This window comes from Paenibacillus sp. FSL R7-0163, assembly GCF_037969975.1.
Taxonomy (GTDB): domain Bacteria; phylum Bacillota; class Bacilli; order Paenibacillales; family Paenibacillaceae; genus Paenibacillus_AQ; species Paenibacillus_AQ odorifer.
The window spans coordinates 6,262,057-6,288,442 of sequence record NZ_CP150224.1 but is presented as its reverse complement, the minus strand read 5'-3'; the positions used below and the strand labels follow the sequence as shown (position 1 = coordinate 6,288,442).

At 44.6% G+C, this 26,386-nt stretch carries 22 protein-coding genes and 1 riboswitch; of the genes, 10 read left to right on the top strand and 12 right to left on the bottom strand.

All coding sequences use genetic code 11. From position 1 onward, the window contains the following. Positions 1-37 precede the first annotated feature (37 nt). Positions 38-120: riboswitch (glycine riboswitch) on the bottom strand. 244 nt (positions 121-364) lie between these two features. Both NST45_RS27620 and NST45_RS27615 read right to left on the bottom strand, forming a co-directional pair. Continuing rightward, on the bottom strand, positions 365-1,072 hold the full coding sequence (locus NST45_RS27620; protein WP_036682354.1) for a DNA alkylation repair protein: 708 nt from the start codon (positions 1,070-1,072) through the stop codon (positions 365-367). 70 nt (positions 1,073-1,142) lie between these two features. Next, positions 1,143-1,697, bottom strand: a complete 555-nt coding sequence (locus NST45_RS27615) for a TetR-like C-terminal domain-containing protein (RefSeq protein ID WP_036682356.1) — start codon at positions 1,695-1,697, stop codon at positions 1,143-1,145. A gap of 166 nt (positions 1,698-1,863) precedes the next feature. Here NST45_RS27615 and NST45_RS27610 point away from each other — a divergent pair, with 166 nt between their 5' ends. The 3 genes from NST45_RS27610 to NST45_RS27600 all read left to right on the top strand — a co-directional run bounded on the left by NST45_RS27610 (position 1,864) and on the right by NST45_RS27600 (position 4,977). Next, entirely contained in the window at positions 1,864-3,339 is a 1,476-nt protein-coding gene (locus tag NST45_RS27610; protein WP_076099763.1) for a DHA2 family efflux MFS transporter permease subunit, read from the top strand. Between the two features lie 267 nt (positions 3,340-3,606). Further along, the gene (locus NST45_RS27605) at positions 3,607-4,182 is read left to right on the top strand and encodes a C39 family peptidase (RefSeq protein ID WP_076105127.1); all 576 of its coding nucleotides are present in this window, start codon (positions 3,607-3,609) and stop codon (positions 4,180-4,182) included. 135 nt (positions 4,183-4,317) lie between these two features. Continuing rightward, positions 4,318-4,977, top strand: coding sequence for a hypothetical protein (locus NST45_RS27600; protein WP_076124251.1), 660 nt, complete (start codon positions 4,318-4,320; stop codon positions 4,975-4,977). 153 nt (positions 4,978-5,130) lie between these two features. Here the strand turns inward: NST45_RS27600 and NST45_RS27595 are convergent, their stop codons facing one another. Then, the gene (locus tag NST45_RS27595) at positions 5,131-5,679 is read right to left on the bottom strand and encodes a pyridoxamine 5'-phosphate oxidase family protein (protein WP_036682364.1); all 549 of its coding nucleotides are present in this window, start codon (positions 5,677-5,679) and stop codon (positions 5,131-5,133) included. Positions 5,680-5,832: 153 nt separating this feature from the next. Between NST45_RS27595 and NST45_RS27590 the strand changes: the two genes are divergently transcribed. Beyond that, complete coding sequence (locus tag NST45_RS27590; protein WP_339824292.1) at positions 5,833-7,263, top strand: PLP-dependent aminotransferase family protein; 1,431 nt, start codon at positions 5,833-5,835, stop codon at positions 7,261-7,263. Positions 7,264-7,289: 26 nt separating this feature from the next. On the opposite strand, the gene NST45_RS27585 is transcribed toward NST45_RS27590, so the two are convergent. Together NST45_RS27585 and NST45_RS27580 are read right to left on the bottom strand one after the other, a co-directional pair. Beyond that, on the bottom strand, positions 7,290-8,063 hold the full coding sequence (locus NST45_RS27585; RefSeq protein ID WP_036682367.1) for an ABC transporter permease: 774 nt from the start codon (positions 8,061-8,063) through the stop codon (positions 7,290-7,292). Then, a complete protein-coding gene (locus NST45_RS27580; RefSeq protein WP_339812839.1) occupies positions 8,060-9,025 on the bottom strand; it encodes an ABC transporter ATP-binding protein in 966 nt (321 codons plus the stop codon). Before NST45_RS27580 ends, NST45_RS27585 begins: the two co-directional genes overlap by 4 nt. A 246-nt stretch (positions 9,026-9,271) precedes the next feature. On the opposite strand from NST45_RS27580, the gene NST45_RS27575 reads away from it, so the two are divergent. Further along, positions 9,272-10,072, top strand: a complete 801-nt coding sequence (locus NST45_RS27575; protein WP_036682370.1) for a hypothetical protein — start codon at positions 9,272-9,274, stop codon at positions 10,070-10,072. A 221-nt stretch (positions 10,073-10,293) separates the two neighbouring features. Here NST45_RS27575 and NST45_RS27570 read toward each other — a convergent pair whose 3' ends face one another. From NST45_RS27570 to NST45_RS27540, 7 genes are all read right to left on the bottom strand, one after another. Beyond that, complete coding sequence (locus NST45_RS27570; protein ID WP_339812837.1) at positions 10,294-11,658, bottom strand: MATE family efflux transporter; 1,365 nt, start codon at positions 11,656-11,658, stop codon at positions 10,294-10,296. 75 nt (positions 11,659-11,733) lie between these two features. Then, entirely contained in the window at positions 11,734-12,393 is a 660-nt protein-coding gene (locus NST45_RS27565) for a dihydrofolate reductase family protein (RefSeq protein WP_076222409.1), read from the bottom strand. Positions 12,394-12,413: 20 nt separating this feature from the next. After that, positions 12,414-13,550 (bottom strand): extracellular solute-binding protein, encoded by a 1,137-nt coding sequence (locus tag NST45_RS27560; protein ID WP_339824288.1) that lies wholly within the window; start codon positions 13,548-13,550, stop codon positions 12,414-12,416. 15 nt (positions 13,551-13,565) lie between these two features. Continuing rightward, complete coding sequence (locus NST45_RS27555) at positions 13,566-15,506, bottom strand: alpha-amylase (protein ID WP_081382521.1); 1,941 nt, start codon at positions 15,504-15,506, stop codon at positions 13,566-13,568. 36 nt (positions 15,507-15,542) lie between these two features. Further along, complete coding sequence (locus NST45_RS27550) at positions 15,543-16,583, bottom strand: alcohol dehydrogenase catalytic domain-containing protein (protein ID WP_076099764.1); 1,041 nt, start codon at positions 16,581-16,583, stop codon at positions 15,543-15,545. A gap of 272 nt (positions 16,584-16,855) precedes the next feature. Continuing rightward, entirely contained in the window at positions 16,856-18,238 is a 1,383-nt protein-coding gene (locus tag NST45_RS27545; RefSeq protein ID WP_339824285.1) for an SMI1/KNR4 family protein, read from the bottom strand. Positions 18,239-18,360: 122 nt separating this feature from the next. Continuing rightward, a complete protein-coding gene (locus NST45_RS27540) occupies positions 18,361-19,104 on the bottom strand; it encodes a glycoside hydrolase family 16 protein (RefSeq protein ID WP_051491236.1) in 744 nt (247 codons plus the stop codon). 148 nt (positions 19,105-19,252) lie between these two features. Between NST45_RS27540 and NST45_RS27535 the strand changes: the two genes are divergently transcribed. The 5 genes from NST45_RS27535 (at position 19,253) to NST45_RS27515 (ending at position 26,367) form a co-directional block, all read left to right on the top strand. Further along, positions 19,253-20,173: an ABC transporter permease subunit gene (locus tag NST45_RS27535; RefSeq protein ID WP_036682380.1), complete on the top strand. Its 921-nt coding sequence runs from the start codon at positions 19,253-19,255 to the stop codon at positions 20,171-20,173. 18 nt (positions 20,174-20,191) lie between these two features. Further along, positions 20,192-21,076, top strand: a complete 885-nt coding sequence (locus tag NST45_RS27530) for a carbohydrate ABC transporter permease (RefSeq protein WP_038573901.1) — start codon at positions 20,192-20,194, stop codon at positions 21,074-21,076. Between the two features lie 8 nt (positions 21,077-21,084). Beyond that, positions 21,085-22,806, top strand: a complete 1,722-nt coding sequence (locus tag NST45_RS27525) for an extracellular solute-binding protein (protein ID WP_339824283.1) — start codon at positions 21,085-21,087, stop codon at positions 22,804-22,806. A 147-nt stretch (positions 22,807-22,953) separates the two neighbouring features. After that, the gene (locus NST45_RS27520; protein ID WP_038573903.1) at positions 22,954-24,792 is read left to right on the top strand and encodes a histidine kinase; all 1,839 of its coding nucleotides are present in this window, start codon (positions 22,954-22,956) and stop codon (positions 24,790-24,792) included. 3 nt (positions 24,793-24,795) lie between these two features. Continuing rightward, on the top strand, positions 24,796-26,367 hold the full coding sequence (locus NST45_RS27515; protein ID WP_038573904.1) for a response regulator: 1,572 nt from the start codon (positions 24,796-24,798) through the stop codon (positions 26,365-26,367). The last annotated feature ends 19 nt before the right edge of the window (positions 26,368-26,386 follow it).

Genomic DNA, 26,386 nt, shown 5'->3' with positions numbered 1-26,386 from the left:
TTATTCTGACGATGATCAGAATAACAAATGAATTATCTAGTACTCTTCTGTCCTTTTGCCTGAGATTGTGAACCCTTCGGCGCCGGGGGATTCCCCCACGGTCTCTCCAGAAGCTGCTCCTGCTATAGTGTGATCCATAGCAATCATAGCTTGCGAATTATTTAATTTTTATGTCGCTAACTTCATTTTTAATATTTTTCAATACTAATCATTGTCAAATATTTTGTCAATAACATTAATTACCGCTTTATTATTGTTCCATTAACTTTTATTGCACACAATTAAGGGCTTGTCAGCCAAGCCGCCAATTCTTCTGTCTGCAGGCACAACCTTCAATACGCTCTCCTTAGCACTCCATGACTGACTAACACCTTACATGTTTTCGTTTGAAGCCCAGCTGCGATTTATCAACTGCCTTTTGAATATTAATTGAAGCATTCAAAATCTTGCTTTTTGCACTACCGGTATGGACTTCCACCGGGCCAACTTCCTTTGCAATCTCAACCGCTTTATCATGAAGCGGCAGATAGGATACGCCCACAGTGTAGATGAAATTGTTCATTGCGTATTTCGTTCGTTCAGGGGCATCATGAATCGTATTTTTAGCAAGCTCCAACATAGCGGCCAATTTTTCTGCGGAAAATTCACTGTCCGGGCGGTTTCCGAGCAGCCAGCAGTAACAGTTCCAGCCCGCCGACATTTTCAACTCTATATCACTTGCAATCCATTTATCAGAAACCTCTTGCGCAATATCCGTCTCCGCCAACGTTACTGCCACCACAAAGTCCGATAGCATATAGAAATAAGCCCCAGCAATCCACCGCTCAAAATCCGACTCTGACATTGCTTTAGGCTCCGCGATCACCCCGGCAAAATACATAGCGTCGTAATTTCCCGTAGCATAAAGCTGCTCGGCCAAGGGTTGATTATGTTTTATTTTTCTGAAGATAGGCTTCATCTGGCCTGTGGCCACACCAAAAAGCGGTTCGTGCGCGCCATTGGATAGATATATTTTCTTGGTGCGTTCCTTGCCGAGAGCTTCAAGCTCTTGCATGACCGTTTCTAAATCCATTGTTCGCACTTCCTTTTTTATGAATATTGGCTAGGGACTCAAACTTTACTTGAATATATCATAAAAGCCCTTATAAATATCTTCTTTTATACATCAAGGTAATTTGCCCCGCTATGTATTCAGCGCTATATTGGTTGCCATCCTTAATCCACCACATAATAATCCCCAGTAGTGAGGCTGCAATAATATCAACGGAGACTACCTCCTTAGTAGAGTCAATGTTCCTCGCGTTTCTTCGTTTTTCGACAGTATTTTTTAACAGGTTGGTCAAGTGGTTTTTGAAGCCTTTATGCTCAATCAATACAGCAAAAACTTTCCGGTATTCAAAAAAATAATTTAAAAAGGTGATCAGCTGCTCCTGTTCGTTGTTGCTCTTCATTTGTAATAGCGGTTCAACCTTCATGGATAGGTCATCGAAGATTTCATGTACGATCTGGCGCAATAAATCGTTAATATCCTCATAATGCAAATAAAACGTTGCGCGATTTAGTTCCGCGCGGTTGGCGATTTTTTGGACGGTCAATTGCGAAATCTCCACATTGTCGGACAATAATGAAAAAACAGCGTTTTTCAACATCTTTTTTGAGCGAATGGCTCGTGGGTCAACTCTTTTATGTTCAGTCATTTCATCCCTCTATTATCGTTTAAATGGCCTTTCATCAACTAATTTGCCTATTCTGTCGATTAGTCGACATTTTCAATAAAATTGCAAATAGGAATACTTTTTAAATCCTGATATGATTTATTTTATTGACACTATGTCGAAAAAGCAATGAAGAGAGGACTGCAACATGCAAGAAGACACTAAGAACATAAATAAAGGGATCTTATTAACCATCTTAATCTTTGGTTGTTTCTTATCCACACTCAATCAGACGCTTTTAAATGTCGCCTTAAGTAGTTTGATGGATGTTTTTGATGTCACAGCAACAACCGTACAATGGATTTCAACAGGATTTATGCTGATCAACGGGATTTTGATTCCGATTACGGCCTATTTAATGAAACGTTTTACAACACGGCAATTATTTATAAGTGCCATGTCATTTTTATTAATCGGTTCTATAATTTGTGTAGCAGCGCCGAGCTTTAGTCTACTCTTAATCGGACGGATGATCCAAGCTGCCGGTGCAGGGATTATAATGCCGCTCATGATGAGTGTTGTGCTCGCGATCTTCCCCGTTGAAAAACGTGGCAGCGCTATGGGACTGCTTGGGCTGGCGATGATATTCGCTCCTGCTATTGGGCCAACGCTCGCGGGTTTTGTTGTCGAATACCACTCTTGGCGCTGGTTATTTATCGGGCTTATTCCACTTGTCCTCATTGTTATAGCGTTGGCGTTCAAGTATTTAGTGAATGTATCTGAGACGTCTAAGTCGAAGCTTGATGTGGTAAGTGTTCTTTTATCAACCGTCGGATTCGGCTTAATTTTATACGGCTTCAGTAGTGCAGGAAGTAAAGGCTGGGATGATGTAATCGTGATCCTAACCTTAGGGATTGGGGTCGTGGTAACAGCCGTATTCTGTCTTCGACAAATCAAATCGGATGATCCACTGCTAAACCTGTCGGTCTTCAAAAATAAAGTGTTTACGATGACATCTCTTATTAACGTATTAATCACAATGATGATGTACGCAGATATGATCTTATTGCCTATTTATCTGCAGAATGGTCGCGGGTTTACAGCATTTGATGCAGGACTACTATTGTTGCCGGGCGCACTCGTAAATGCGTTCATGTCACCCGTCACCGGTAAATTATACGACCGTTTCGGTGCGAAACCGCTGTTCATCATTGGCCTATTGTTTATTATTCCATCTATGTGGGCGGTAACAGATTTATCTGAATCGACCACGTATACTTATCTAATGATTCGTACCATAGGCCTGCGAATTGGATTAAGCTTCATTACTATGCCACTCAATACAGCCGGACTAAATGCGTTGCCCAAACAACTTGGCACTCATGGTACAGCTGTGAATAATACCGTTCGCCAAATTGCCGGGGCCATTGGTACTGCTGTCGTAATTACAATTTATACAGTGCAGGCAACCAGTCATGTAACTACACTGATGCAGAATAATCCCTCCGCTACTCCTGAGATCCTTAAATCCCTTACATCGATTCTTGGGGCAAGTGACGCCTACTACTTCATGATGATTTTATCCATTGCCGCATTTGTTATAACATTATTTATGCCCACGAAAAACAAGCTCATGATTGAAAGGAAAGCAAACCTAGTTAGCAAAGAAGAACCTCCGTTGTAACTAGTAATTGCAGTGTATATGAAGAAAAGCCATTCCTTAGCGGAGTGGCTTTTGTTATGAATGGCTTGCTTTGGATCATTGGAGCACGTATTCCTACGAGCATCAATATTTCCTTATCCATATCAGTATCCCCCTCTCCATATCAAATGTGTAGAATCTATTATAAAAACGAAAAAATATTTAAACTTTACACATAAGTTAATATATGGTATTTTAATAGTGTTATTAAAAGGAATATTAATCCATAATAAGGAGCTGATTCCATTCATGAAACTATCTTTAAAAAAGAGATTGATGCTTGTTGGAACCTTTGTTTCAGTCTTTCTTTTTTCTTTTGTTTCCCAAGCATATGCGACTAATTTAATTGGCTACCCTACAGCTACACAAGCTAAGAATAATTGGTGCTGGGCTGCGACTAGCGTTACCATACTTCAATATTACGGAATCTCTGTAAGCCAATGTTCTTTTTATGATCATGTGAAGGGAACCTCCGGCTGTACAACAGACGAGAGTGAATCTTATGGAACTGTTCAAGAAGGCATTCATGATTATGGTGTCTCCAGTTGGAATCATACAGGAGCACTATCTTACAGCGATGTAAAAAACCAGATTGATAATGTTGGCAGTCCTATATATGTAAGCTGGAAATGGAATAGTGCTACCGGTGGCGGGCACGCAGTAGTTATCTATGGGTACGACACATATAGTGGAAATGATTGGATTCAACACATGAACCCGAGTGGGGGCACAAAAACCTCCATGTTATACACCAACATTAAAGGTGGCTCCAGCTACGATAGAACCTGGAGATGGGGACTTCATGGCTTCAACAAATATATTTAAGGAGGGCTTCCCATTAAGAAAACGCTGCTGTTAACTGTAACTTCATTCGTTTTATTTCTGACTTTTTTCTCACCTGTATGGGCTCAGACCGTAACTGAAGATGTTGTTTCTTTTGCAAATACAGAAGGATTAACATTGATTAAAGAAGGACTATCTAAAGATCCTGAAGGGTATGGTTACAACAATGAAGCAGAGATTAGTGAAATTACCGTAGGTCAAGGAATGCAGATTCATTTTATTGATGGTGCTAAGCTTAGGGCGGCTTCCGATAGTCTGATTGAAACGGTCACACCCCAAGACAACTGGGAGTTTCTTATTTTATCGGGCGGAATACCCAAATCTAAAATGATCATTCAAAAGGATTCAAACGGGTCCTATCAAGTTACTGAGTTTGGAGGAAATCCTAATACTTTGGCCTATGCTATTCATTCACTAGAAGCTGAGGGTGAAGTGAGTGAGCCTACACTTATCCGTGAGCGGGACGAATATATAGCTGCCTTCAAGAAAGACAATCAGGAACTAATCATCGCCCCACAACAAGCCTCATCAGCAGAAACAAAAGGACTAAGCAATATTTCGGAGCCTCAAGCACCCGGGCATTTAATTGATGTGTTACAAACGATGCAGAACGATTCTTCCGATGACGAGCAGGATGGGTCGGGAACCATTGCTTCCGCATATTATGCGGACGATAATAATCATCTAACAAGGTCTATCACCATTAGCGCCATTATTGCTCTAGTAGCGGTATTTGTGTTCTGGGCCTATCTCAGAAGACGTAAACAACCTAAATAAATGTAAAAATAAGTAGGCCGCCCTCCTTCATTGGATTGCGGCCTACTTTGATAGATAGTACCTCTAAAAAGCCTCCCTCTCCCCATATGATTAGGACATAAAGGCTGTCAAAGACCTCGTTAGCATAACACCATTTGTAATGGTATCTTGCGGCTAAACATCTCGTCCAGTACCCATGCCCCTTTTATACATTTTTTCTGCTTCAATAGGACTTTCTTTTGCCGTGATATGATACGGAATTACCCGATAAACTTGAACCGGACCGCCAAATACAGCCGATCTATACTTTTCCACATGCTGCTTGGACAAGGGGCGATTATAATAACCCGGTACGTATTTATTGATCAATTCCTGAAGTACGTGTGTGGCTTCATCCAAATCTGAAATCGGTTCTGCTTGTCCAAAAATCATTACGCTCATATAAGCTGTATCCGTTTTGGCTGGTACCGGGTCTGTAATAGTTCCGTATTCCTCACATACCGTAAAACATACCTCCGGATTATCACGCATGACCTGATTACGTCTTCCATCTCCAGCCCCATGAATATACAGTTTCCCTTCAGTCCATACATAATTAAGTGGCACAACATAAGGGAGGTTCCCATCAACCAACCCCAGATAACCTAATCTCGTTTGGTGAAGGAACCTTTCAATCTTCTCTTGATCTAAGCATTCCCTGGTCTTGTAACGAACCGAATTCATATCGAATCTCTCCTTTTATTTAAATTGCGGATACCAGCGTTGTTACGGTAGTATATCAATGAATGGATTGCATTAAAATATCCAAAATTCGCTGTTTAGAGCAATCCATAATTCGTTTTTTATGATTGGAGTTTCTATTTGGAGGTATGTACGATGATGAAAGTAATTCGCAATGATAAGAGACCGATCTGGCAGCAATTGCTTGATCAAGCGATTCATAATATTACTAGCGGAGTCTGGGCACCAGGAGAATTACTGATTCCTACCCGCGAACTTGCGCACATCGTAGGTGTCTCCCGCTCAACTATACAGATCGTCTATGAGGAATTGTTAAGTCGAGGTTATACAGTTACCTCCCGCCGGGGAGGGACGCGAGTTAGTACGTGGAAGCAAGTCACTATGTCCACGAAGGAAATAGAAACAGAGGGCCCCACACCTCCGTCACTCTCCTTGCTAGACTCAGCTGTTGATCAATTACATGACTGGTTCAGAGGTAAAGAACAGCTAGAAGTGGATATTGATTTCAGTCCCCATGAACCCTATTTGGATGAACAATTTCAAAAAAACTGGCGGCAATCGCTGCTCCAGGCATCCGCTGAAATGGATTTATCAAGCTGGGCTTACGGTAACTGCTACGGGTACACACCATTACGCGAGCAAATACAGCGTTATTTATCACTTGAACGGGGCATACATGTCCAAACAAATCAGATTCTGTTGACCTCAGGAGCTCAGCATAGTATTGACTTAATCGCACAGTCACTTTTAGCTGATGGGAACACTGTCTCAGTAGAAGATCCAGGTTTCCCAGCTGCTTGGATGGCAATGAGATACCGCCGTATGAATGTGGTACCCATTCCCGTTGATGAGTATGGTCTAGTGGTTGAGCATATTCACCCGCAATCCAAGCTGGTCTTTGCCACCCCTTCCCACCAGTGCGCAGTAGGGGTCGTTATGTCGGAGCCCCGCCGGCAACAATTGCTGCATAAGGCCGTTCAAGAACGGTTTTGGATCATTGAAGACGATTATGATAGTGAATTTCGATATCGCGGGGAGCCGCTGCCAACGCTGTTTAGTCAGGCATCTAATAATACTTTGTACCTCATGAGTTTCTCTAAAATGATTGCACCAGGCATTCGTATTTCGGCTATTGTTGGATCAGTCGAGGCGATTGCTCAGCTAGCGAAGGTGCAGGAGCTGACTTACCGTCATCTTCCGATTATGGATCAGCTAACACTAACCCACTTCATTAAAAATGGTCATTTTATGCGCCATATGCGAAGAGTCAGAAATGTGTACCGTCGAAGACACGAGGTCATGGCAAAAGCTATTATGGCTAGCGGTTTAGGGGAGCGCTTCACGCTCAGTGGAGTAGAAACTGGATTACATATGTTATTAGAAGCTGAGGAAACATTCGACGAAGAAGCTGTGACAAAGTTAGCCCTACAACATGGAATACGTGTGTACCCTCTTGGGCCCTATTGTTTGGATAGCAAAAGAAAAGGATGGGTATTAGGGTTTGCAAAAGTAAATGAGGCAGCGATCGAGCAGGGCATTCATCGTCTTGCGGAGCTGATCCTATAAAATCATCTCCGCAAGCCTTTGTATCGCTAGTATTGCCCTAAAAGACCTTTTTTGATGGCTATTTTCTCGCAGCGATCAAACACAACGAGCCCTAAAATCAAATATACCAGCGAATTTAAAAATAGTACGCCATAATCTGATAAAGGCAATTGTGTTAACGTCAGATTCTCTAGCATCACTGTTCTTACCATATTCACTCCTTTGACGAAAGGAGCAAAAGCTAGAAACGGTGCTACAGTTAACGGAACAAACACTAGTCCCATCAAAACAAACTGAAAAATCTGTAAAAACGCTTGTATTTGTTTCACGATAATAGCTAAACCAGCAATCATAAAACTAACGCCTACCATACTTATCATAGTAACTACAATAATCGGGATCGTTGTCATGGGGTTAAGACTCAACCACTGTCCGGAGGTTAACATCGCACCAAAGAGTAAGAGGATCATAACAACAGACTGTAAGCCCAATTGACTGATGATCCGTGTGAGCATGATTTTCCAAACCCCCATGGGAGACATATATAACTGTTCTAATGTTCCACGCGTAGCTTCAGTGATTACCGAATAACCAATAAAGTTCATCGTCATCATAGTTAAGCTCCAAAAGACCACACTTACGATTGAATATTGAACATTCATATCAAAACTGGCCGGATCACCTATGAACATAATTCCAAAAAATGCCCCCAGAAATATAATATAAAAAGTGGCTACTAACGCAATAGTGTTTGGTAGATATCGTTTCATTTCAATATATTCCTTACGAAAGTTAGCATTAAATAAATGGAGCCATTTCATGAGTCTTCCCCCCCTTTTACAATCTGAATAAACACTTGTTCAAAATCAATAGTTATACGATCAATACTCTCCACCATGGTTCCTTCCTCTTTCAAAAGATCGAACAACTCGTAGATATCTTGACCCTGCTCTAAATTCACTTCTACGATGTTTTCATGGGAGCTTACTTTATAAGTGCTTAAAGGGAATCTACTCAACAGTTTATTCTCCTGCTTTAGGCTTAATCTCTCACCCAATTTAATGGAATAGGCCCTTGTTTCAAATAACTTAAGCAAATTCTCCACCTTGTCATCAATCACAACTTCACCTTTATTAATAATAATGGCCCGGTCACACAACTCCTGAACGACGGGCATATCATGTGAACTAATAATGATCGTGCGTTTTTCTTCCCTAACGATCGTTTTTAGAATGTTACGCAGTTCATAACTTACCTCAACATCCAAACCAAGTGTTGGCTCATCCAGCAAGATGACATCCGTATTAGCTAAAAGGGCTACAGCGATGGCTAGCTTTTGTTGCATGCCCCGGGACAATCCATTGACAAGCTCATGCTCCTTCTCTTTAAGGTTGAATTGCTCTAATAATTTATCGGTTTGATTGGAAACATGCTTCCGAGAATACCCCCGGTTGCCCGCGAAATATTCTAGATTCTCCCGAACGGTAAGACGCCAATATAAATTTCGATTCCCCTCTAATACAGCACTAATATGCTCTAAAGCTTTGAGTCTCTTCTTGCAAATATCTAAGCCATTAATAGATATAGAACCCGCATCCGATTCTAACAAACCACAGAGCATTTTTATGGTTGAAGTTTTGCCAGCCCCATTAGGCCCTAATAAACCGAGCACCTCTCCACGATTCACATGAAAAGAAACATCACGAACGGCATGGATCTTCTCCTTCGTTTTTCTTTTCACGTACACTTTGCTAATACCCCGTACTTCAATAATTTTTTCCACCTTATAACCATCCTCTCCTGTACGATATAAAGGGTGATTCCATTGTTAAATTCATTTTATTTAAGTATCTAGTTTTAGATAACTGGCTTCAGATGGATACTCTCTCGGTCTAAGGAATGAGATTTAGGTAGGGGTTGTGTTTATACACTTGTAGATTATGAAAACATTGAAACTTCACATATAAGTGAATATATGGTATTTTTCAGCTACTAGAAATATTTTTTAGGGGGGCTTCCCATTAAGAAAATGCTGCTGTTAACCGTAGCTTCATTCTTATTATTTCTGAGTATTTCCTCACCTGCATGGGCTCAGGCCGTAGCTGAAGATGTTGTTTCTTTTGCGAGTACAGAAGGATTAACATTGATTAAAGAAGGGTTGTCCAAGGATCCTGAAGGATACGGATACGCCAATGATGCGGAGATTAGTGAAATTACTATAGGCGAAGGAATGCAAATTTATTTTATTGATGGCGCTAAGCTTAAGCAGGCTTCCAATAGTCTGATTGAAACGGTCATCCCCCAAGAGATCTGGGAGTTTCTTGTTTTATCGAGCGGAGTACCCAAATCGAAAATGATCATTCAAAAGGATTCAACCGGGCCCTATCAAGTTACTGAGTTTGGAGGAAATCCTGATACTCTGGCCTATGTTATTCAATCTCTACATGCTGAGGGTGCAGTGAGTGAGCCTACACTTATCCGTGAGCGGGATGAATATATAGCTGCCTTCAAGAAAGACAATCAGGAACTAATCATTGCTCCACAACAAGCCTCAGCTGCAGAATCAAAAGGGTTACCCAGTAATTTGGAGCCTCATACACCAGAACATTTAATAGAGGTATTGCAGACGATGCAGAACGACTCTTCCGATGACGAGCAGGATGGGTCGGGAACCCTTGCTTCCGCTTATTATGCGGACGATAATAATCACCTAACAAGGTCTATCACCATTAGCGCCATTATTGCTCTAGTAGCGGTATTTTTGATATGGGCATATCTCAGAAGACGTAAGTTTCTAAGTTCCTTTAAAGATCGTTTAAAGATTTACTAAATTTTCAGTTTACCCGTAACTTCATATTGCCGTTGACCAGTAAAAAAAGTAACTAGTGCTTTAAAACGTAGTGGTTAAGATATTTGGCAGTTAACAACTGGATATTTAAAAAACAATGCAAAAGGCACTACCTTGAGGCAGTACCTCTTGCATTGTTAAGTGAAGAGATATCCAATTTAGGGGGAGATTAATCCTCCGCATCAATTCAATCAGGTCGTATGTTACATAGCTTTTTCAGCCAGATCGCTAACTAAATTTCTCATCCACTTACGGGAGTAAATCCGGGCGTAGCCGAAGCCAAAGCGGACAACCTCCTCCAGCGAGATGACGAGATACACAAGGTAGACAGGTTGCTTCCAAATGTATGACAGCAACAGCCCGGATGGGACTCCTATCAGCCACGTTGCGGTAGACTCCATGCCGAATACGAACTTGCTGTCTCCTCCGCTGTTTAGTATACCGCCGGCTATAATCATATTGGATACTTTGACCCAAAGAAATCCAGCAAACACGATAACGATATACATGCTCATTTGTTTAGCGTCCTCGGAGATATTGAACGCAGAGACATACAGCTTCGAGCCTGCCGCAATGATAACCCCGACGATCAGAGAGATAATGATGCCTAGACGAATGAACCTTTTCGCATGATCGAGTGCGATATCAGATTCATTCGCACCCAAACGGTTGCCAACCATTACCCCTGCTGCACTAGCCAGACCCGATAATAGGCCAATGCAAAGACCCTGAAGTGGGAAGGTAATGGTCATCGCAGTCATTTCCATCGTCCCCATACGGCTATAAATAATCGCATATGCTGTTTCGCCCAATACCCAGATTAATTCAGTCAGTAGCAGCGGATAGGTCGTTCCAAAAAACTTGCGAATGAGCGGTTTAGGAACAATGAATAAGTTCTTTAACCCGACAGCTCCCGGTAAACGATACCGGTACACGGCACCAATGATCAACAAGCATTCGAAGACCCTAGAGATAAGAGTAGCAATGGCAGCGCCCTTCAGACCAAGCGCAGGAGCACCGAAATGACCGTAAATAAGTACGTAATTCAGTATAATATTCAAGCCAACTGCAATTAGACTTACATACATCGGCCATTTGGCATGGCCAGTACTGCGTAAAATCGCGGAATACATCATCGTGAGCATGACAGGCACAAAACCGATCGACATTATCTGGAGAAAGATATAACCCTCTTCTATTACATTCATGTCTGTAGTGAATAGGCTCAGAAAGAGCGGCGAATCGATAAAGACAGCCGCAGAGAACAGGAACGAGAACGCAAAGCCAGTGATCAGTCCGAGACCCAGTACTTGAGAGACGCTTTTGGAATCTTTATTTCCCCAAAACTGGGCTGCATATATGGATACACCCGTCGATAAACCGGCCAAGACAACCGCGATGATCCCGTATATTTTGGTCGACATCCCCACCGAGGCAATTGCCACATCTCCCAGCTGCCCAACCATCAATTGATCCGTCAAATTAAGCAATGCCATCAGCAAGCTTTGAAGCGTAACGGGCACAGCGATTTTATACACACTTTTGTAGAAATCTTCTTTCTCTGACATGTATCGTTCACAACCCCCATATTCTCGATTTTTCCAGAACTTATAGCCATTCGCAGTCTATGACTTAGTTTGAGGTTAGATCACCTTTTTGTAGCGCATGAGCGTGTAGTTATCTTTTGGTTGAATTTCTACAACCTTGAACTTTTTCGCAAAGTTCAATTGCTGATACCCGTCTCCATCCACTAAAGTAATGTTTGTGGAGCCGCCTACGATGATTGGAAGCTGCATTAGAATAATCTCATCGACGATATCCTGATTGAAAATATGCCAGTTTAAGAATCCGCCGCCTTCGACCATCAGACTGGTAATCCCATAGTTCTCCTCCAACTGACGTTCAAGCTCCACAAAATCTACTTTATCCTCGCCGCAGATAAGGCACTCCTTTCCTCTTTGCCGGATCTGTTTGATTTTTTCTTCATCCCGTCCTTTCTCGGTCGTGACAATAATCGTCTTCCCTTGGTCCGAGAGTACATTGCAATCTAGCGGAATATCCAAGGTAGTTGTCGGAATGATACGAATTGGATTTTTATTTTCCTCATACCGATTAGTAAGGAAGGGATTGTCCGTCAAAATTGTATTTTTGCCGACCATAATTCCCTGCACCTTCCCCCGGAATAGATGAATAAATTCCATATCCTCACTGGAAAATAAAGAAAAAAGCTCTTTACTCGAATTACCAGCGCCCATAGTGAGCTTTCCATCAATAGAAATTTGGCTGAATATCGTTGTTTTCATTTGGCTCTCCCCATCTCTAATTAGCTTTTAAATGCGCCCCAAGAGGCTTGAATAGTCTGTTCTATTTTGTTCAATGCTTGTTCAGGATTGCTCAAGGGCAGCTCGATAAGACCCGCATTTAACGCCTCCCATACATGGATCATGAAGGGATAAGTCGGCATCGGCCGTGAGTGATCCAAAAGCGATAAAATCATCTTTTTGTTAGGCGCAGCAGAGGCAGCTAGATGGTTCAGCACCTCTTCCTGAGCCGGAATCCGCTGTACACCCAGCGTCCACATAGTTTGGCATTCGTCACTCAGCATAAAGCGCGTGAATGATAAAATATCTTCCCGCTCCTCGGACGTTAATGAATGATTAGGGTAGATCAGGCCAATAGAAGAAGACATGGATAATGATTGCCACCCTTCGATGCTCGGAAGCTGGCAAACCGCAAGCCTATTGTTCATATGTTTATCTAGATGGTTATAAATCCACTCGCCACAAATAATGGCGCCGATCTTACCGTCAATGAACTGCTCAAGCAGTCCTGTGGAGCCGTCGAGACTGACGAGCACGCCTTGATCCATCTTGTCGCGAATAAACTGAAGCGCCTGCTTCATTTCAGAGGTGACGATATTCGGCTTTCCATTCTGTACAGGCCAACCGCCGAAAGCTGTAAGGAACGGAATAAACCAATAGCCTTGCTGTAAGTCTGCTCCAATCGGTATGATACCTTGGGCGGATAACTTTTCTGCTGCCTCTTCGAACACGTCCCATGTCGTCGGCGCACTAGAGTAAATCAACGGGTTGTAATACACAACCAGATGATTACCCCGCAATACAGGGATACCATACTGAACACCATTCATTTGCATCGTTGAAAGGGCTCCCTCAGTCAGCGTATCGTCAAATAGCCCGCCCGGTACTTCGGAGTAAAGACCGTTCTCCACATAGGAGGACATGTCAGCAGGAACCATCGCCAGATGCGGACCTTGCTGGGTGTCCTTAATTTGGTTCAGGCGCGCAGTCAGCTCCGTAATATTCATCACTTGTGGTGTAATTTGTACGCCGAAGCGCTCTGTATACAGCTTACAAATTCCCTCCAGCACCTCAATCGAGGTATCTCCCGGACCATCAAACTCATGCCATACCACGACTTCCTTATTGTTCTTTTCCATTGCAGCCTCTCTCCCTTACCTAAATTGTCTATGATTGTTTACGAGCACTAAAGCCTGATTAGGCGCAAGCAGCAAGCAATCGAACGCCTGACCTACGCTGCTACCCGTTAAGGAACTATCCAGTGTTACCGTCATTGGGCATCGGCCAGGTACGGCAACCTTCAAATCAACTTGGCAGAAAGCATCAGCACTCAAGTTAAAGCAGCACAGCAGCGTTTCATCCCCTTGCATATACCCGTACAGAACAATACCTTCCGGGGATTGAGCCACGAAAAAGTTTTCCGGCTTCACTAGGTGGCGCCAATCTTTCTTGAGTTCACTTAGCTCCGCCAACAGCGGCAGCATCGGTGTAGGATTGGTCCAATTAATTTGCATAACGTTAAAAAAAGCTCGGGAAATCTCCTTTCCGTTCGTGTTGTCTCCAAGACCACAGTTGAGCGGCTGCTCCTCATTCATTTCATAACCCGTCGTCACGTATGGAATTGCGTTCGGAAGAAATTGATTAAATACCGCGATCATCCGAGCAACCTCTACACCGCCACGGCTGGTGATCCGAGGAGTATCTGCTGTTTCTGCACAGGCAAATATATGAATATTCAACTCAGGCAGCTCTTCTAAGAATGAAATGAGATTCTCTTTAGTAATTTGTGTCATGACGTTCCATCCACTGCCAAGCATAATGTTATAGCCGGTGTTTGCTGCCTTCTTGTGGTTGCGATTGAACAAATCTTCGCTGATTAAGATCGCATTTGGATTCATCTCTTTAATCGTGTCAAAAATACGAGTCAACAACGGAATAGGAAGCACGTGTCCGATGTCGATGCGGAAGCCGTCAATCCCATATTTTTCGAGATTAACCCGTACTGCCTCCTCCAGAACATCCCACAGCTCCAGATTCGGCTCCTCTCCCGGGTAGTCATTGCATTTAATCGTATCAAAAAGGACATATGGCGCCTGATCCGGACTTATAAGATGTCTCACTTGCGGAGAGAAATCCTGGTAGAGGCGTAAGAACGTAATGTCTGTCCAAATCGGCTGCACATCATTTATCCAATCCGAATGCGCTGGAGCAGTCGTTATCCCCATCTCTTGCTCCACCAAAGTTAATAGCTCCTCTCCTGTTTTAGCAGCTTTCTCTTTCAAGTGCTGCCAAAGGATTGGATGGAGTTCATTGGGCGGTGGCGTGAACTTCCGCAGAAATACTGCTGTCTCCTGGCTGCGGTAGACCGTCTCCAATTTGTCCGGCGTACACTCCTCAAAAAATCCAAGCTGGGGAATTGCGGGCGGCGCAAAGCCTTCTAATTCATCCATTTTGATCCAATACACCCATTCAGGATGCTCGGTAATGAACGCACTGTTTTTCGCCGTCACACGGGGAATGAAGTCAACAACAGTCTTAATATCAAGTAAATGACAAGCCTCTACCAAAGCGCTGAGCTCATCGTGGATCGTAAACTCCTCCATATCATCCAATAGGCTATCGTGCAGGTTCTCGTCCAAATGGAATAACGATTGCACTGCGTAAGGGGACCCAATATCCCCCTTCAGATTCAACTTGCTGTACTGGTTAACTGGAAGCATGTACAGAATATTGATGCCCATTTTCTTTAGCAGAGGCAGAAGAATAAAGAATCTTAAAAAAGTACCCGATTCAATTTTTCCGTCATGGTTGTAATCCCAAGCCGTAGAATAGCGAATAAGCGAAGAATAGATCGCGCTATCGTCCAGATTTGTGCGTTCCTTAAGCAGATATCTCCACGAAAGCCTGTCCAGATAATTCAAATGATCTGTCAAAAAATCATACGGGTGTACACAAATTTCACCCTCTTTTTCTAAGAGAACACGCTCATATTGGCACTCATTCCACACTGCGGGTATCCAAATTGGCTCTATGTCTTTAGCCTTTTGTGTAGACAAGTAATCTTTAATTAATCTGAATTTGCTATCATTGCTCATCAACAGTGCCACCTCTCATTGATTGTAGTCTTACGTTTAGGGAACAAAAACCGTCTTTACGGTTTCACTCCCAACCACCTTCAAAGAGTTCAATTCATAGCCGATCAACTCGTCTATCGCTGCTTCATGCTCACTGAGCTTAACTTTTCTAGTCACTAGTTTCTCCATTTCAGGAGTTTCAGCGGCAAACCGCAAAGCTTCCTCGAACATGTAGCGGTATTCACCTGCTGCTATAATTTTTATTGCATGCTGCACGAATTTAGTAGGGGAAAAGGTGTAGCGATACTTCGCATTAATACCAAAAGGAACGATGCGGCCTCCACGTTCAATCCACTTTTCCGCCATTTCGAGTTGAGTGCCCACCGTATCGATAATCACATCAAACTTATGTCCCGCACAGATTTTGTCTACGGTAGCTTGATTTAATTGGGCAGGGGTTAAAGCAAAATCTGAGATCTCTCTGGCAAAAGCTAGCCGATAGGGATTAACTTCAGTCGCTACCGTGAGCGCAGATTTCGACTTGCTCACAATTTGGCTTAACAGTCCCATTGGACCCGATCCAAGAATGAGTACCTTGTCGTCTGCTGTGACATTGGCTTCTTTGAAATTGTGCAGTACACAGGCAAGCGGCTCAATCAAAACCCCCGTCTCCCAGCTCATATGATCGGGAAGACGGTGTGCAAACGTTTGTGCAGTTGAGTAAAAAAAAGTGAATGTCCCATTTCGATTCAAACCCGCAATAGGCATCCCATTTCCATCGATGCCCGTACAGAGGTGCGGCTGTTTCTTCAAGCAAAAATAGCATTCATCACAGCTTTGATTCGGATCGATAACTACGCGGTCGCCTACCTTAACACGGTCAACGTTGCTGCCGATTTGGATTACAGTCCCTACTGCCTCATGACCACGAATGACCCCTGGAACCCCCTCCTCTTTCCCAGTTATGACTGCTAAATCTGTTCCACATACACCTGTCATCTCAATCCGGATCTTGACTTCATCCGGTGCTGCAATCTGCGGCTCTTCCCATTCGCAAAGCTCCAGCTTATGATTAGATGTCCACACCAACGCTTCCATACTCATTCCCCTTTCTTTTTTGTTATCCATATTCGCCCAGAATATATCATAACTACCATGTAAAAGTAAGGTGAATGTTGTCGAAAAATGTTAATAATTACATTTATATATAAATACTTCACGAGTAAGCGCTTTAATTTTCTTTCGCTTATTATGCGGAGTGCACTGTCTGAAACGGCAAGTTTAAGGGCCATCCTTTGTGGGATGACCCTTGAATACGATTGTGATCAACCGAGCTCCGTGCGGGAGAGTAGCCCCCGAATCAACGTCTCCTATTTTGCAGCTTCCGCTTCCAGCCGTGCAATGACCTCAGAGCGGACTTGATCTGTGAAGCGAAGCACCCCGTTTTCCTGGACGATTAGCTCTTCCCGTATTCGCCCATCCAGCCAGTCGCTGATCCATCCCGGAGCGTATCCTCCTTGCCCGAACTCGCCGCCAAAAGCGATCATTTTCTCATATACATCCAGATATTGTTGACGGCTCGTATTTGGATAAGAGCTTGTGTACAGCCAGAACTGCACATCGTACATCAGAGTAGAAAGCTCATCCGCATGAAAGGAGAAGTGTCCCTTCTCTTCAACGATTCGGGTACAGACTTTACGGATCTTCTGCTCAAGCTGATCTACCTCAGACACATCGCTGCACAGCTTCGCAAGCAAAGGTGAGAATTGGCCTACGGCTACTTTGCGCAAATCCTCCTCTTTATCTTCTTCAGAGGTGTCGTATTCCTCATCACTCACCAGGCCGCGTATAAACGTCTCGAAGTCTTGGGCCAGAAACGTAATCTCATAATTATCTTCCTGATCCACATGAATTACCTCGGGTTCGCCGTCCCTCCCGCAATTGCGGTAATCCAGCATCACGACATCATGGCCTGCCGAAGGGCAATCACAAATTACCACGCCGATGTCGGGATACCCCCACTCCTCAATCATGAACGGGCTGCCGAGATCGCCGCAGATGGAATAGCTTTTCTCGCGTCCGATGCCCATAATGCCCGTAATCGCAATATGATCCTCAGCCCATGAGGTCGCGTCCTCGGTCGGAAAACAAGTATTATAAGGCACTCCCCCATTGTGCTGCTTCATCAGACTGATATAAGAGGCAGGAAGCTTGTAACCCAGTTCTTCTTCTACAGAAGCAATCAGCTCATCCGTAGGCGGAGAAGAAACATATTCTTTTAGCGCATAATCGCTATCGTCCCAAAAGCCGGAGAGATCCATCCCGTCAAAAGGAGCTGCAGTCGTCCCCGAATCATTATGCTGTTCTCTGATTGCCCGTCTGGCTGCGGCGTCTTGTTCTTTGCGAAGCTTGCGCTGGCTGAATTTCAAAAACATGGCCGTGTTCTCATCATCCGGATCGAGGTCATGGGCAATACTCAGCACTCTCACCGCTTCCTCATATCGATTCAAATAATAGTAGGAATATCCCACACGAAAATGCCACAGATAATCATTCTGCCCTTGTTCCGCAATCATCGCGAAGTGTTCAAGGGCTTCTTCATAACATCCCACATTGTTATACGCTCTTGCCAGACTGCTGACTACCTCGTAATCTCTGTCCGCTGGAGGAATCTCCATCAGAGTGTCTACAATCTTCTGGTGTTCATCATCTTCATGCCACTGTGTCAGCTGTGCCACTAGTTCTTTGTCCATAGTCTACCTCCCCAAGCTTATAATTAAGTTACTAGAATATAGAGAAATATGGTTTTCCCTATTCTACCAGATGGGATGTAGGTATTGAAAATCGAAAAAGAGGGCATCTCCAAAATTTTTAATTATGGATACAGCCATATCCCTGAAACCGTCATCACCGCTGGCAGTGCAGTCTCGTCAACCGCTACATTGTCATACCAGCCGCCCACTGCAAGGTTCAGCACCAGATAAAATGACTCGTTAAAGGGCATAATGCCTGGCTCCAAGCAACGCTCGGCAAAGCAATGTCCGTCTACCAGCCATCGAATCGAACTGGCATTCCATTCCAGTGCATAATCATGGAATTCATTAATGGTTCCGCTTTCAAAATGGTGCGAGAACTCCTCAACGATTTGATGTTCCCAATTCTTTCCGTAGTGCAGTGTTCCGGATATTTGCTGAGGCAAGCGGCCTTTGGCTTCCATGATATCAATCTCGCCGGAAGCTGGCCAAGGCCCGTAAGCCTGTTCCTGCGGAAGCAACCAGATGGCAGGCCATACCCCTTGCCCTACCGGCAGTTTTGCACGCACAACCAACTTGCCATAACAAAAGGAAAAATGGTCCTTTGTATCCAAACGAGCCGAGGTATATGCAAAATTGCGCCCATCCTTTTCAATGGATTCGCTGCGCGCGCACAGGTTTAAGCCAAATTCATCGATATACAGATTGCTGGAATGATCCGTGTAATACTGCTGCTCTCCGTTGCCCCAACCTGGGTCTATGGGATTACCCTCATTATCTAACAAGTCGTTGCCAAGGCGGACATTCCATAGCTTTAAATCGGCATTTCTATCTAAGAAATTCTGTTCCCATATAGGTTTATTCATCCTTTGCACACTCCCTTCATTTAATCACAGCATACTTAATTTTTGCGGCTGGTCAAACAAATCTAAAAAAATGGGATAGGGTCGATAATCATGGGCTTTTTTTCCTATACGCTTTTTCATACGATGAAATAGAAAGGGGGCACGGAAAATGTTCCAATACAGAACGGAACAAATGAAAGCGCTTTTTAAGCAGTGGCAATTGCAAAGCATGGTTATCCCGGGAATCATCTGGATGTTTATCTTTTGTTATATCCCTATGTTCTGGCTCATTATTGCATTTATGGACTACAGCATCGCCAAACCCTTACTAGAATCACCGTTTGTCGGGCTGAAGCATTTTCAGGATTTTTTGACGGATGAGCGTTTTTGGCGTTCGATTCGCAATACTCTGGGAATGAGCAGCATCAAGCTGGTCTTGGGTTTTCCCATTCCTATCTTGTTCGCCTTGCTGCTGAATGAAATACGGAGTCTTCGATTTAAGCGAACGGTACAAACCATTTCGTACCTGCCGCACTTTATTGCCTGGACGATTTTTGGCGGCATTGCGCTCAATTGGCTGGGCGAGGGCGGTGTGATCAATCAGTTGATGATGGCGTTCGGGTTCCAGGAACGCGAAATCCTGTTTAACAGCGACCCTAAGTACTTTTGGTGGATCACCTTTTTCACCGATACGTTAAAAGAAACCGGCTGGAGCGCCATTATCTACATAGCGGCAATATCCGGCATTGATCCGGGGCTGTACGAAGCGGCTGAGCTGGATGGCGCAAATCGGCGGCAGCGGATGTGGCATATCACCATTCAGAGCATACGCCCCACCATCGCTATTTTGTTCATCCTCGCTGTCAGCGGGATACTCGGCAGTAACTTTGAGCAGATCTTTATGTTGAAGAACAATATGAACATGAGGATGGCGGAAAGCCTAGACTTGTATATCTACAACATGGGGTTGGTCTCCGGGCGCCATTCCTTCTCAACAGCCGTCCTGTTCGCCCGCTCTATTGTGGCGCTAGGTTTGTTGTTTTTGGCCAATCACACATCCAAAAAACTAACCGGCGACAGCATTTTTTAGAAGGGAGAGGACAGAGGTATGGAAAGACGCAAAAGATTTCGGCAAATTGGAGTATTTGAGGTCTGCAACACCCTGCTGATGCTGGCGGTTTGCTTTTTAACACTGTACCCGATGTGGTTTGTATTCATTAACTCGCTTAATGCTCCGCAGCAGGCATCCCTGGGCACCGTCAACTGGTTTCCCAAAGAATTATCGCTGGCCAGCTATAGCGTTGTGTTCAATGATAAGACTATGATGAACGGTTTTTACATTACCACTCTGCGCACAGTGATCGGGACAGCAACGCATGTGTTGTTTACCGCCATTATTGCTTACGGAATGAGCAAGTCTAATCTGATCGGACGCAAGCTGTATCTTAAAATCGCATTGGTTACGATGCTGTTCTCAGGCGGGCTGATCCCTACATTTATTCTGATGACGAAGCTGGGCTTATATGATAATTTTTGGATATTCATCATTCCCTCTATGTACACTTTTTTTAATATGGTCATTTTTATGAGCTTCTTCCGCACCATACCCGATAGCCTGGAGGAATCTGCGAAGGTAGACGGTGCTTCAGACTATGGTGTCCTGTTCAGAATCGTATTGCCCAATAGCATGGCTGTCATTGCGACTATATCGCTTTTTTCAGCCGTCTATCATTGGAATGATTATTACCAAGGTGTCATCTACATCCGTTCGCAGGAATTACTGCCACTGCAGACCATGCTGTACAAAATCATTGCGGAGAACTCTATGTCCTTCATGCAGCAGCAAGCTATGGCGCAATTCGGCGCAAGACTTCCCGGCAACTCTATTAAATTTGCATCCATGATGGTGGCCACACTGCCTATTCTGATAGTCTATCCTTTCATTCAACGCTATCTGGTCAAAGGCGTGATGATTGGCGCCATTAAGGGATAAGAGTGTGAGTGTCTAGAAACTGGTATACAAAAATTCAGAAGCAGCAAAGAAAGGATGATTATGTCATGAAACGTAATCTCATTAAGCCGGGGTTAACCCTCATTCTGGCCGCAAGCCTGATGCTAGGCATAGCCGCGTGTTCTAATTCAGCGAATAGTGAAAATAAGCCGACACCGCAGCCTACAGATAGTACACAGCCGCTGCCGAGTGAAGCAAAGCTCAATCCCGATGATCCGGCATGGAAGCTGGATACCAGCCCTGTTGATTTAACCTGGTTCGTAGGTGCTAACTGGTATGCCCACACTTGGGGAGACAGCTTGACCTCCAAGTACGTAACGGAAAAAACAGGCGTAAACATCAAGCTTGAAGTACCTTCCGGTGAAGCCAATGAACATATTACCCTGATGATGACCTCGGGCAAGCTGCCAGACTTGATATCAATGGGTTCGTGGGAAACCGCTGTCAAAAAGCTGTGGGAAGGCGATCATGTCTACGCCTTAAATGAATTAGCTGACAAGTATGACCCTTACTTCTTCAAGGTGGCCGGGGACGGTACACTGAAGTGGTATCGTCAAGAAAATGGCAATACCTATGGCGTTCCGAATGATTCATATAGCCCCAACCTGATGCATGAAACTGGCATGACGGCGGCTAACCAGACTTTCCTGGTGCGGAAAGATCTGTATGAGGAGATGGGCAGCCCGGACCTTAGCACTCCAGAGGGCTTTCTGAACGCACTGCAACTGGTAAAGGATAAGTACTCCCAATATAAAGGCCAGCCCATCAGTCCCTTTTTTGCACAAGGGAACGTCCCTTACGGGATGACCGAATATCTGCAGAACCTACTGGCCGTTCCGCATGAGAAAGACGGAAAAGTATACGACCGCATTACCGATCCCGATTATATTGCCTGGCTAAAAACCTTCCGTACGGCTTACGAGCGCGGGTTGATTAATGTGGATTTCCTGGTGGATTCCGATACTCAGGTAGAGGAAAAAACAAACAACGCCCGCTATTTCATGATGGTCCGCGAGTGGACCGGTATGTCGGCTGTCAATCCTATGCTGGCTGCTAGCGGCAACCCGGATTCTTACTACATCGCAGTCGATGGGCCAAAGAACAGCAAGGGCGATAACCCTAAGTTATTCCCTGGCAACATGGACGGCTGGATGGTGACGATGATTAGCAAATCAACCGAAAACCCTGAACGAGCCATCCGCTTTTTGACCTATCTGGCCAGCGAAGAAGGCCAGCGAGATTTATTCCTTGGCAAGGAAGGCGAAACATGGGAGATGGTAGATGGCAAGCCGCAACTGAAGCCTGAAATGGTAAAATTACTCGACACTGATATTGAGAAGCTGGAGAAAGAATACGGCATCATGGATACCTATTGGATGATGCGAAACCCTGTAATCGTCAACCAGTGGAGACCGGAGAAATCTCCTGTCATTAAGCAAATGGAAGACTTCGCCAATAAGCAGGCCGATATTGATAGCGGTATCTATAAGGGCTTAGATCCACAGGGCGATTCTGATGTGTCGGTAGCCTGGTCCCGTATTTCGCAAAATTGGGAGGAAGTACTCCCTGAGCTAATTACGGCCAAAAATGAGGCTGAATTTGATAAAATCTTCGACAATTTCCTTGACCGCCGCGAGAATTACAACTTTGGCAAGGTGATGGAATACCGCCAGGCTGAACTGGATGTGCGAAAATCCAAAATGGCAGAGTAATAATGCCCGTATTAAGATTGCTGCCGGCCACCGAAAGGGTGGCCGGTATTCCCTTTTTCGCTTCTTTAACCATTTAACAAAACAGCCTAGTTACCTACCGGGCAGTTTGTAATATATGGTATATTACAAGGGTAGGAGGCTACTTAAATGAAGTATCTGCTGACTAAAATGAGGAAGCTGTACCGTAATTCCCGAATCTCCCAAAAGTTGTTTCTGGCTTTTAGCATGATGATTGCCATCCCTGCGATTGTGGTATCCTTTTTATTTATCCGCACACAGGAAAGTCAGCTATACAAGGACGCTATGGCTACCGGCAGCAGCCATGTCTCACGAATTAACGAACAACTGCGCAGCAAAATGGGCATTATTGAGAACGCTTCCTCTACTGCGCTGAATCAAAAGGCATTTGTAGATTTTATTCACTCCAATATGCGCGGGGATGGCCTGCGTCTCGTAAAATTTAGACAAAATCAATTTGAGCAAATGCATAATATCATTCAAAGCTACGAGATGATCAGCGAGCTAAGTTTCTATGTCGATAATCCAAACCTATTTGAGATTTGGCCTGAAATCTACCATTATGACAAGTTCTGGCCGAAGGACTACTGGGTGACACTTCGGGAGGAAGGCGGTGCGGCATACCGCTTATTTGCTTTTAAAGATGGAGAGCATACGCTATCCTATTACCGGCTGGTACGCCTTCAGGGGCAACAGCAGAAACTCCCTACCATTATGGAAATCCGCGCCCAGCATAGCGTCTTTTTCAGTGACCTGCTTGAGGATAGCGGGGGGGATTTCTTTTCTGTAGTGATGGATGGAGCCGACTCTTCCCGATCTGTATACAATCCTGAGCATATCTTTTCACAAAATGCCGGTGAGGAATTGGATAACATTCTAGGTAGCATTCACCAGCGGCTGGATGTGCTGCAGCAGAGTAGCCCCATTAAGGTCAAGGTAGGCGACCATACTTACTACGCGTTGTATCGCTACATCGCCCCACTGAACGCCTATGTAGTGGATATTGCCTCTCATCAAGCGCTGATGAAAGGCCCACGAAGCTGGTATTTGCTCGTAGTAGCGATCACATTGTGTGTATTGCTGCTAATGTTACTGCTCGTTTCACATACCACTCGGCGCATTTTCCGCCGGCTCGACAGGGTGCTGGCTTCTATGCGCAAGGTGCGGCAAGGCCAACTGGATGCGAAAATTGATACCGGCCTGGATAAAAACGAAACCGGTGACGAAATCGACGAGGTGGCCGTCAGCTACAATAATATGTTGGACGAAATCAAACATTTGATGACCCAAGTGGTAGATAAGCAGCTGATTGCCAAAAATGCACAGCTGCACTCGCTGCATTCGCAGATCAATTCACACTTTTTATATAACGCGCTGGAATCCATCCGTATGCTCGCGGAGGTTCAGCGACAGCCCGCTATCGCCGAAGCGTTGGTGTCTTTAGGCTCACAACTGCGATACAGCATGCAATGGCGCAGCGATACGGTTGCGCTTAGCGAAGAACTTGCCAACATACACAGCTATGTCCGATTCATAAACTTTATGGAGGGTGGCAGCATTGAGTTGACGGCGGATCTCCCGCAGGAGGTACTGCGTTATACAATTCCTAAAATGTGCATGCAGCCCATCGTCGAAAATGCCGTTCATCATGCAGCACCCTCGGGCGGCAGCGTACGTATCCATATTACCGTATCGGTAGAAAATGAAAGCCTTCTGCTAATTGAGATACGAGATGATGGCGCAGGTGTTGACCCGGAAATGCTGTCCAGTCTGCAGGCTGTGCTGCGGGGCGACTCAGATTCACCGATTGTTACCAGCAAAAACGGACTGGGCTTGGAGAACGTGCATAAGCGCATACAGCTTCATTATGGTAAGAACTGCGGTCTTTGGATTGACAGTGTGCAGGGTGCCTATACTTGTGTAACCATACGTTTGCCTTGGGAAAATGTGAATCTTGGAGGATGGTAGGGCATGATCAATATTCTAATTGTGGACGATCAAAAGCACATTCGTGATGGGCTGCAGGCGATGCTGCGTCAATTTCCGCTGCAGCTGGACAATATTTACTGTGCAGTAAACGGAATTGAGGCCTTAGATATATTGAGTCAACACAACATCCAACTGGTGATTACTGATATCAGGATGCCCGATATGGATGGACTGACGCTGATGGCGAAGAGCAAACAGGAGCATATTGAGGTAGATTACCTGATTATTAGCGGCTATAGTGATTTTGCCTATGCTCAAAAAGCCATCGAACTTGGAGCAAAAGGCTACCTGCTCAAACCTGTGAAACGTGAAGATCTGCAAACCGCAGTAGAACATGTAGCAAATGAGATAAAAACACGGCAGGCGCTCTCGCGTAATATGGAGCATATCTCCCGCCGCGCCCGGGAGACAGACCGCAAAGAACTGAGTATGTTCATGCAGGGTGCAATGATTGATGAAGCGTGGGTTCTCCAAACCCAGCAACAGAATCCAGAGTTGTGGAGTAATTACCGCCTGTGTCTGCTGCGGGAGGAATTATGGATTAACCAACCTGGGGCCGACAGTAGCCACAGTATGGAATCCCTTGCCTACCGTGTGTATGGCAGACGAGGGTGTATATGCCTGCAACACCGCCCGTACCTGATTCTCGCGGTTGATGCAGCCGTAGATACGGGAGCCTTCCCGGCCGCCCTCAAAGCAGGACAGATAGATGCCATTACTGCCATGACCAGCCCGCAGCAAGGATTGAAGGAGTTGCCCCGCAGCTATACACAAGCGCTAGAGCTCTATCGCCACAGTTACCTGTTTCCAGAGAAGAGCTGCATCTTGCCAACACATATTGAGCGACTGGAGCAGCAGTGGGAGCTTCCCTATGAGGAGTTATATGCCCTGTTCCAGTTAATCGGCACCAAAAACAGCGGTACAATCACCCAAGGCATTTCTATGATATTTCACAAAGATACATTGCAACGTTATCACATCCAATACACACAGCAGCTATGCCGTGCCATTGTACAGATGCTGGAGGAATCTGTGCGTGTAATCCGCCCGTACATGGGGGAAGAAGCGCTGGACAGCGAATGTTTACGTAATCTATTCGATTATCCGGGTATTCGCGATTATATTCAGGCGCTGCAACAACAGCTGCTTCGGCTGAACCAATTTTATTATGAATATAAGTGCAGCTATCGCAACTCGCAAGATTTGAATGAAGCCATACGCTTTATACACGAAAGCTATCATAAACCCCTGGATCTCGCGATGGTATCGAACCACGTGTCGCTTAATTATGCCTATTTTTCTAACCTGTTCAAAAAAAATATCGGCAAAGGCTTTGCAGAATACTTGCGCGATGTGCGCCTGGATAAAGCCCGGCGGCTGCTGGCCGAAACCGATCATAAAATTGTAGAGGTAGCCACCATGGTAGGGTATGAAAGCTACAAAAGTTTTACACGATCATTTCGGGATGTCATGGACATGCAGCCCACAGAATACCGGCAAATGATGCGCCGGAAGCACGACAGCGAGGAAAAGTTCCGTGACACAGCGCTATAAATAATCAAAAGCCAAAAAA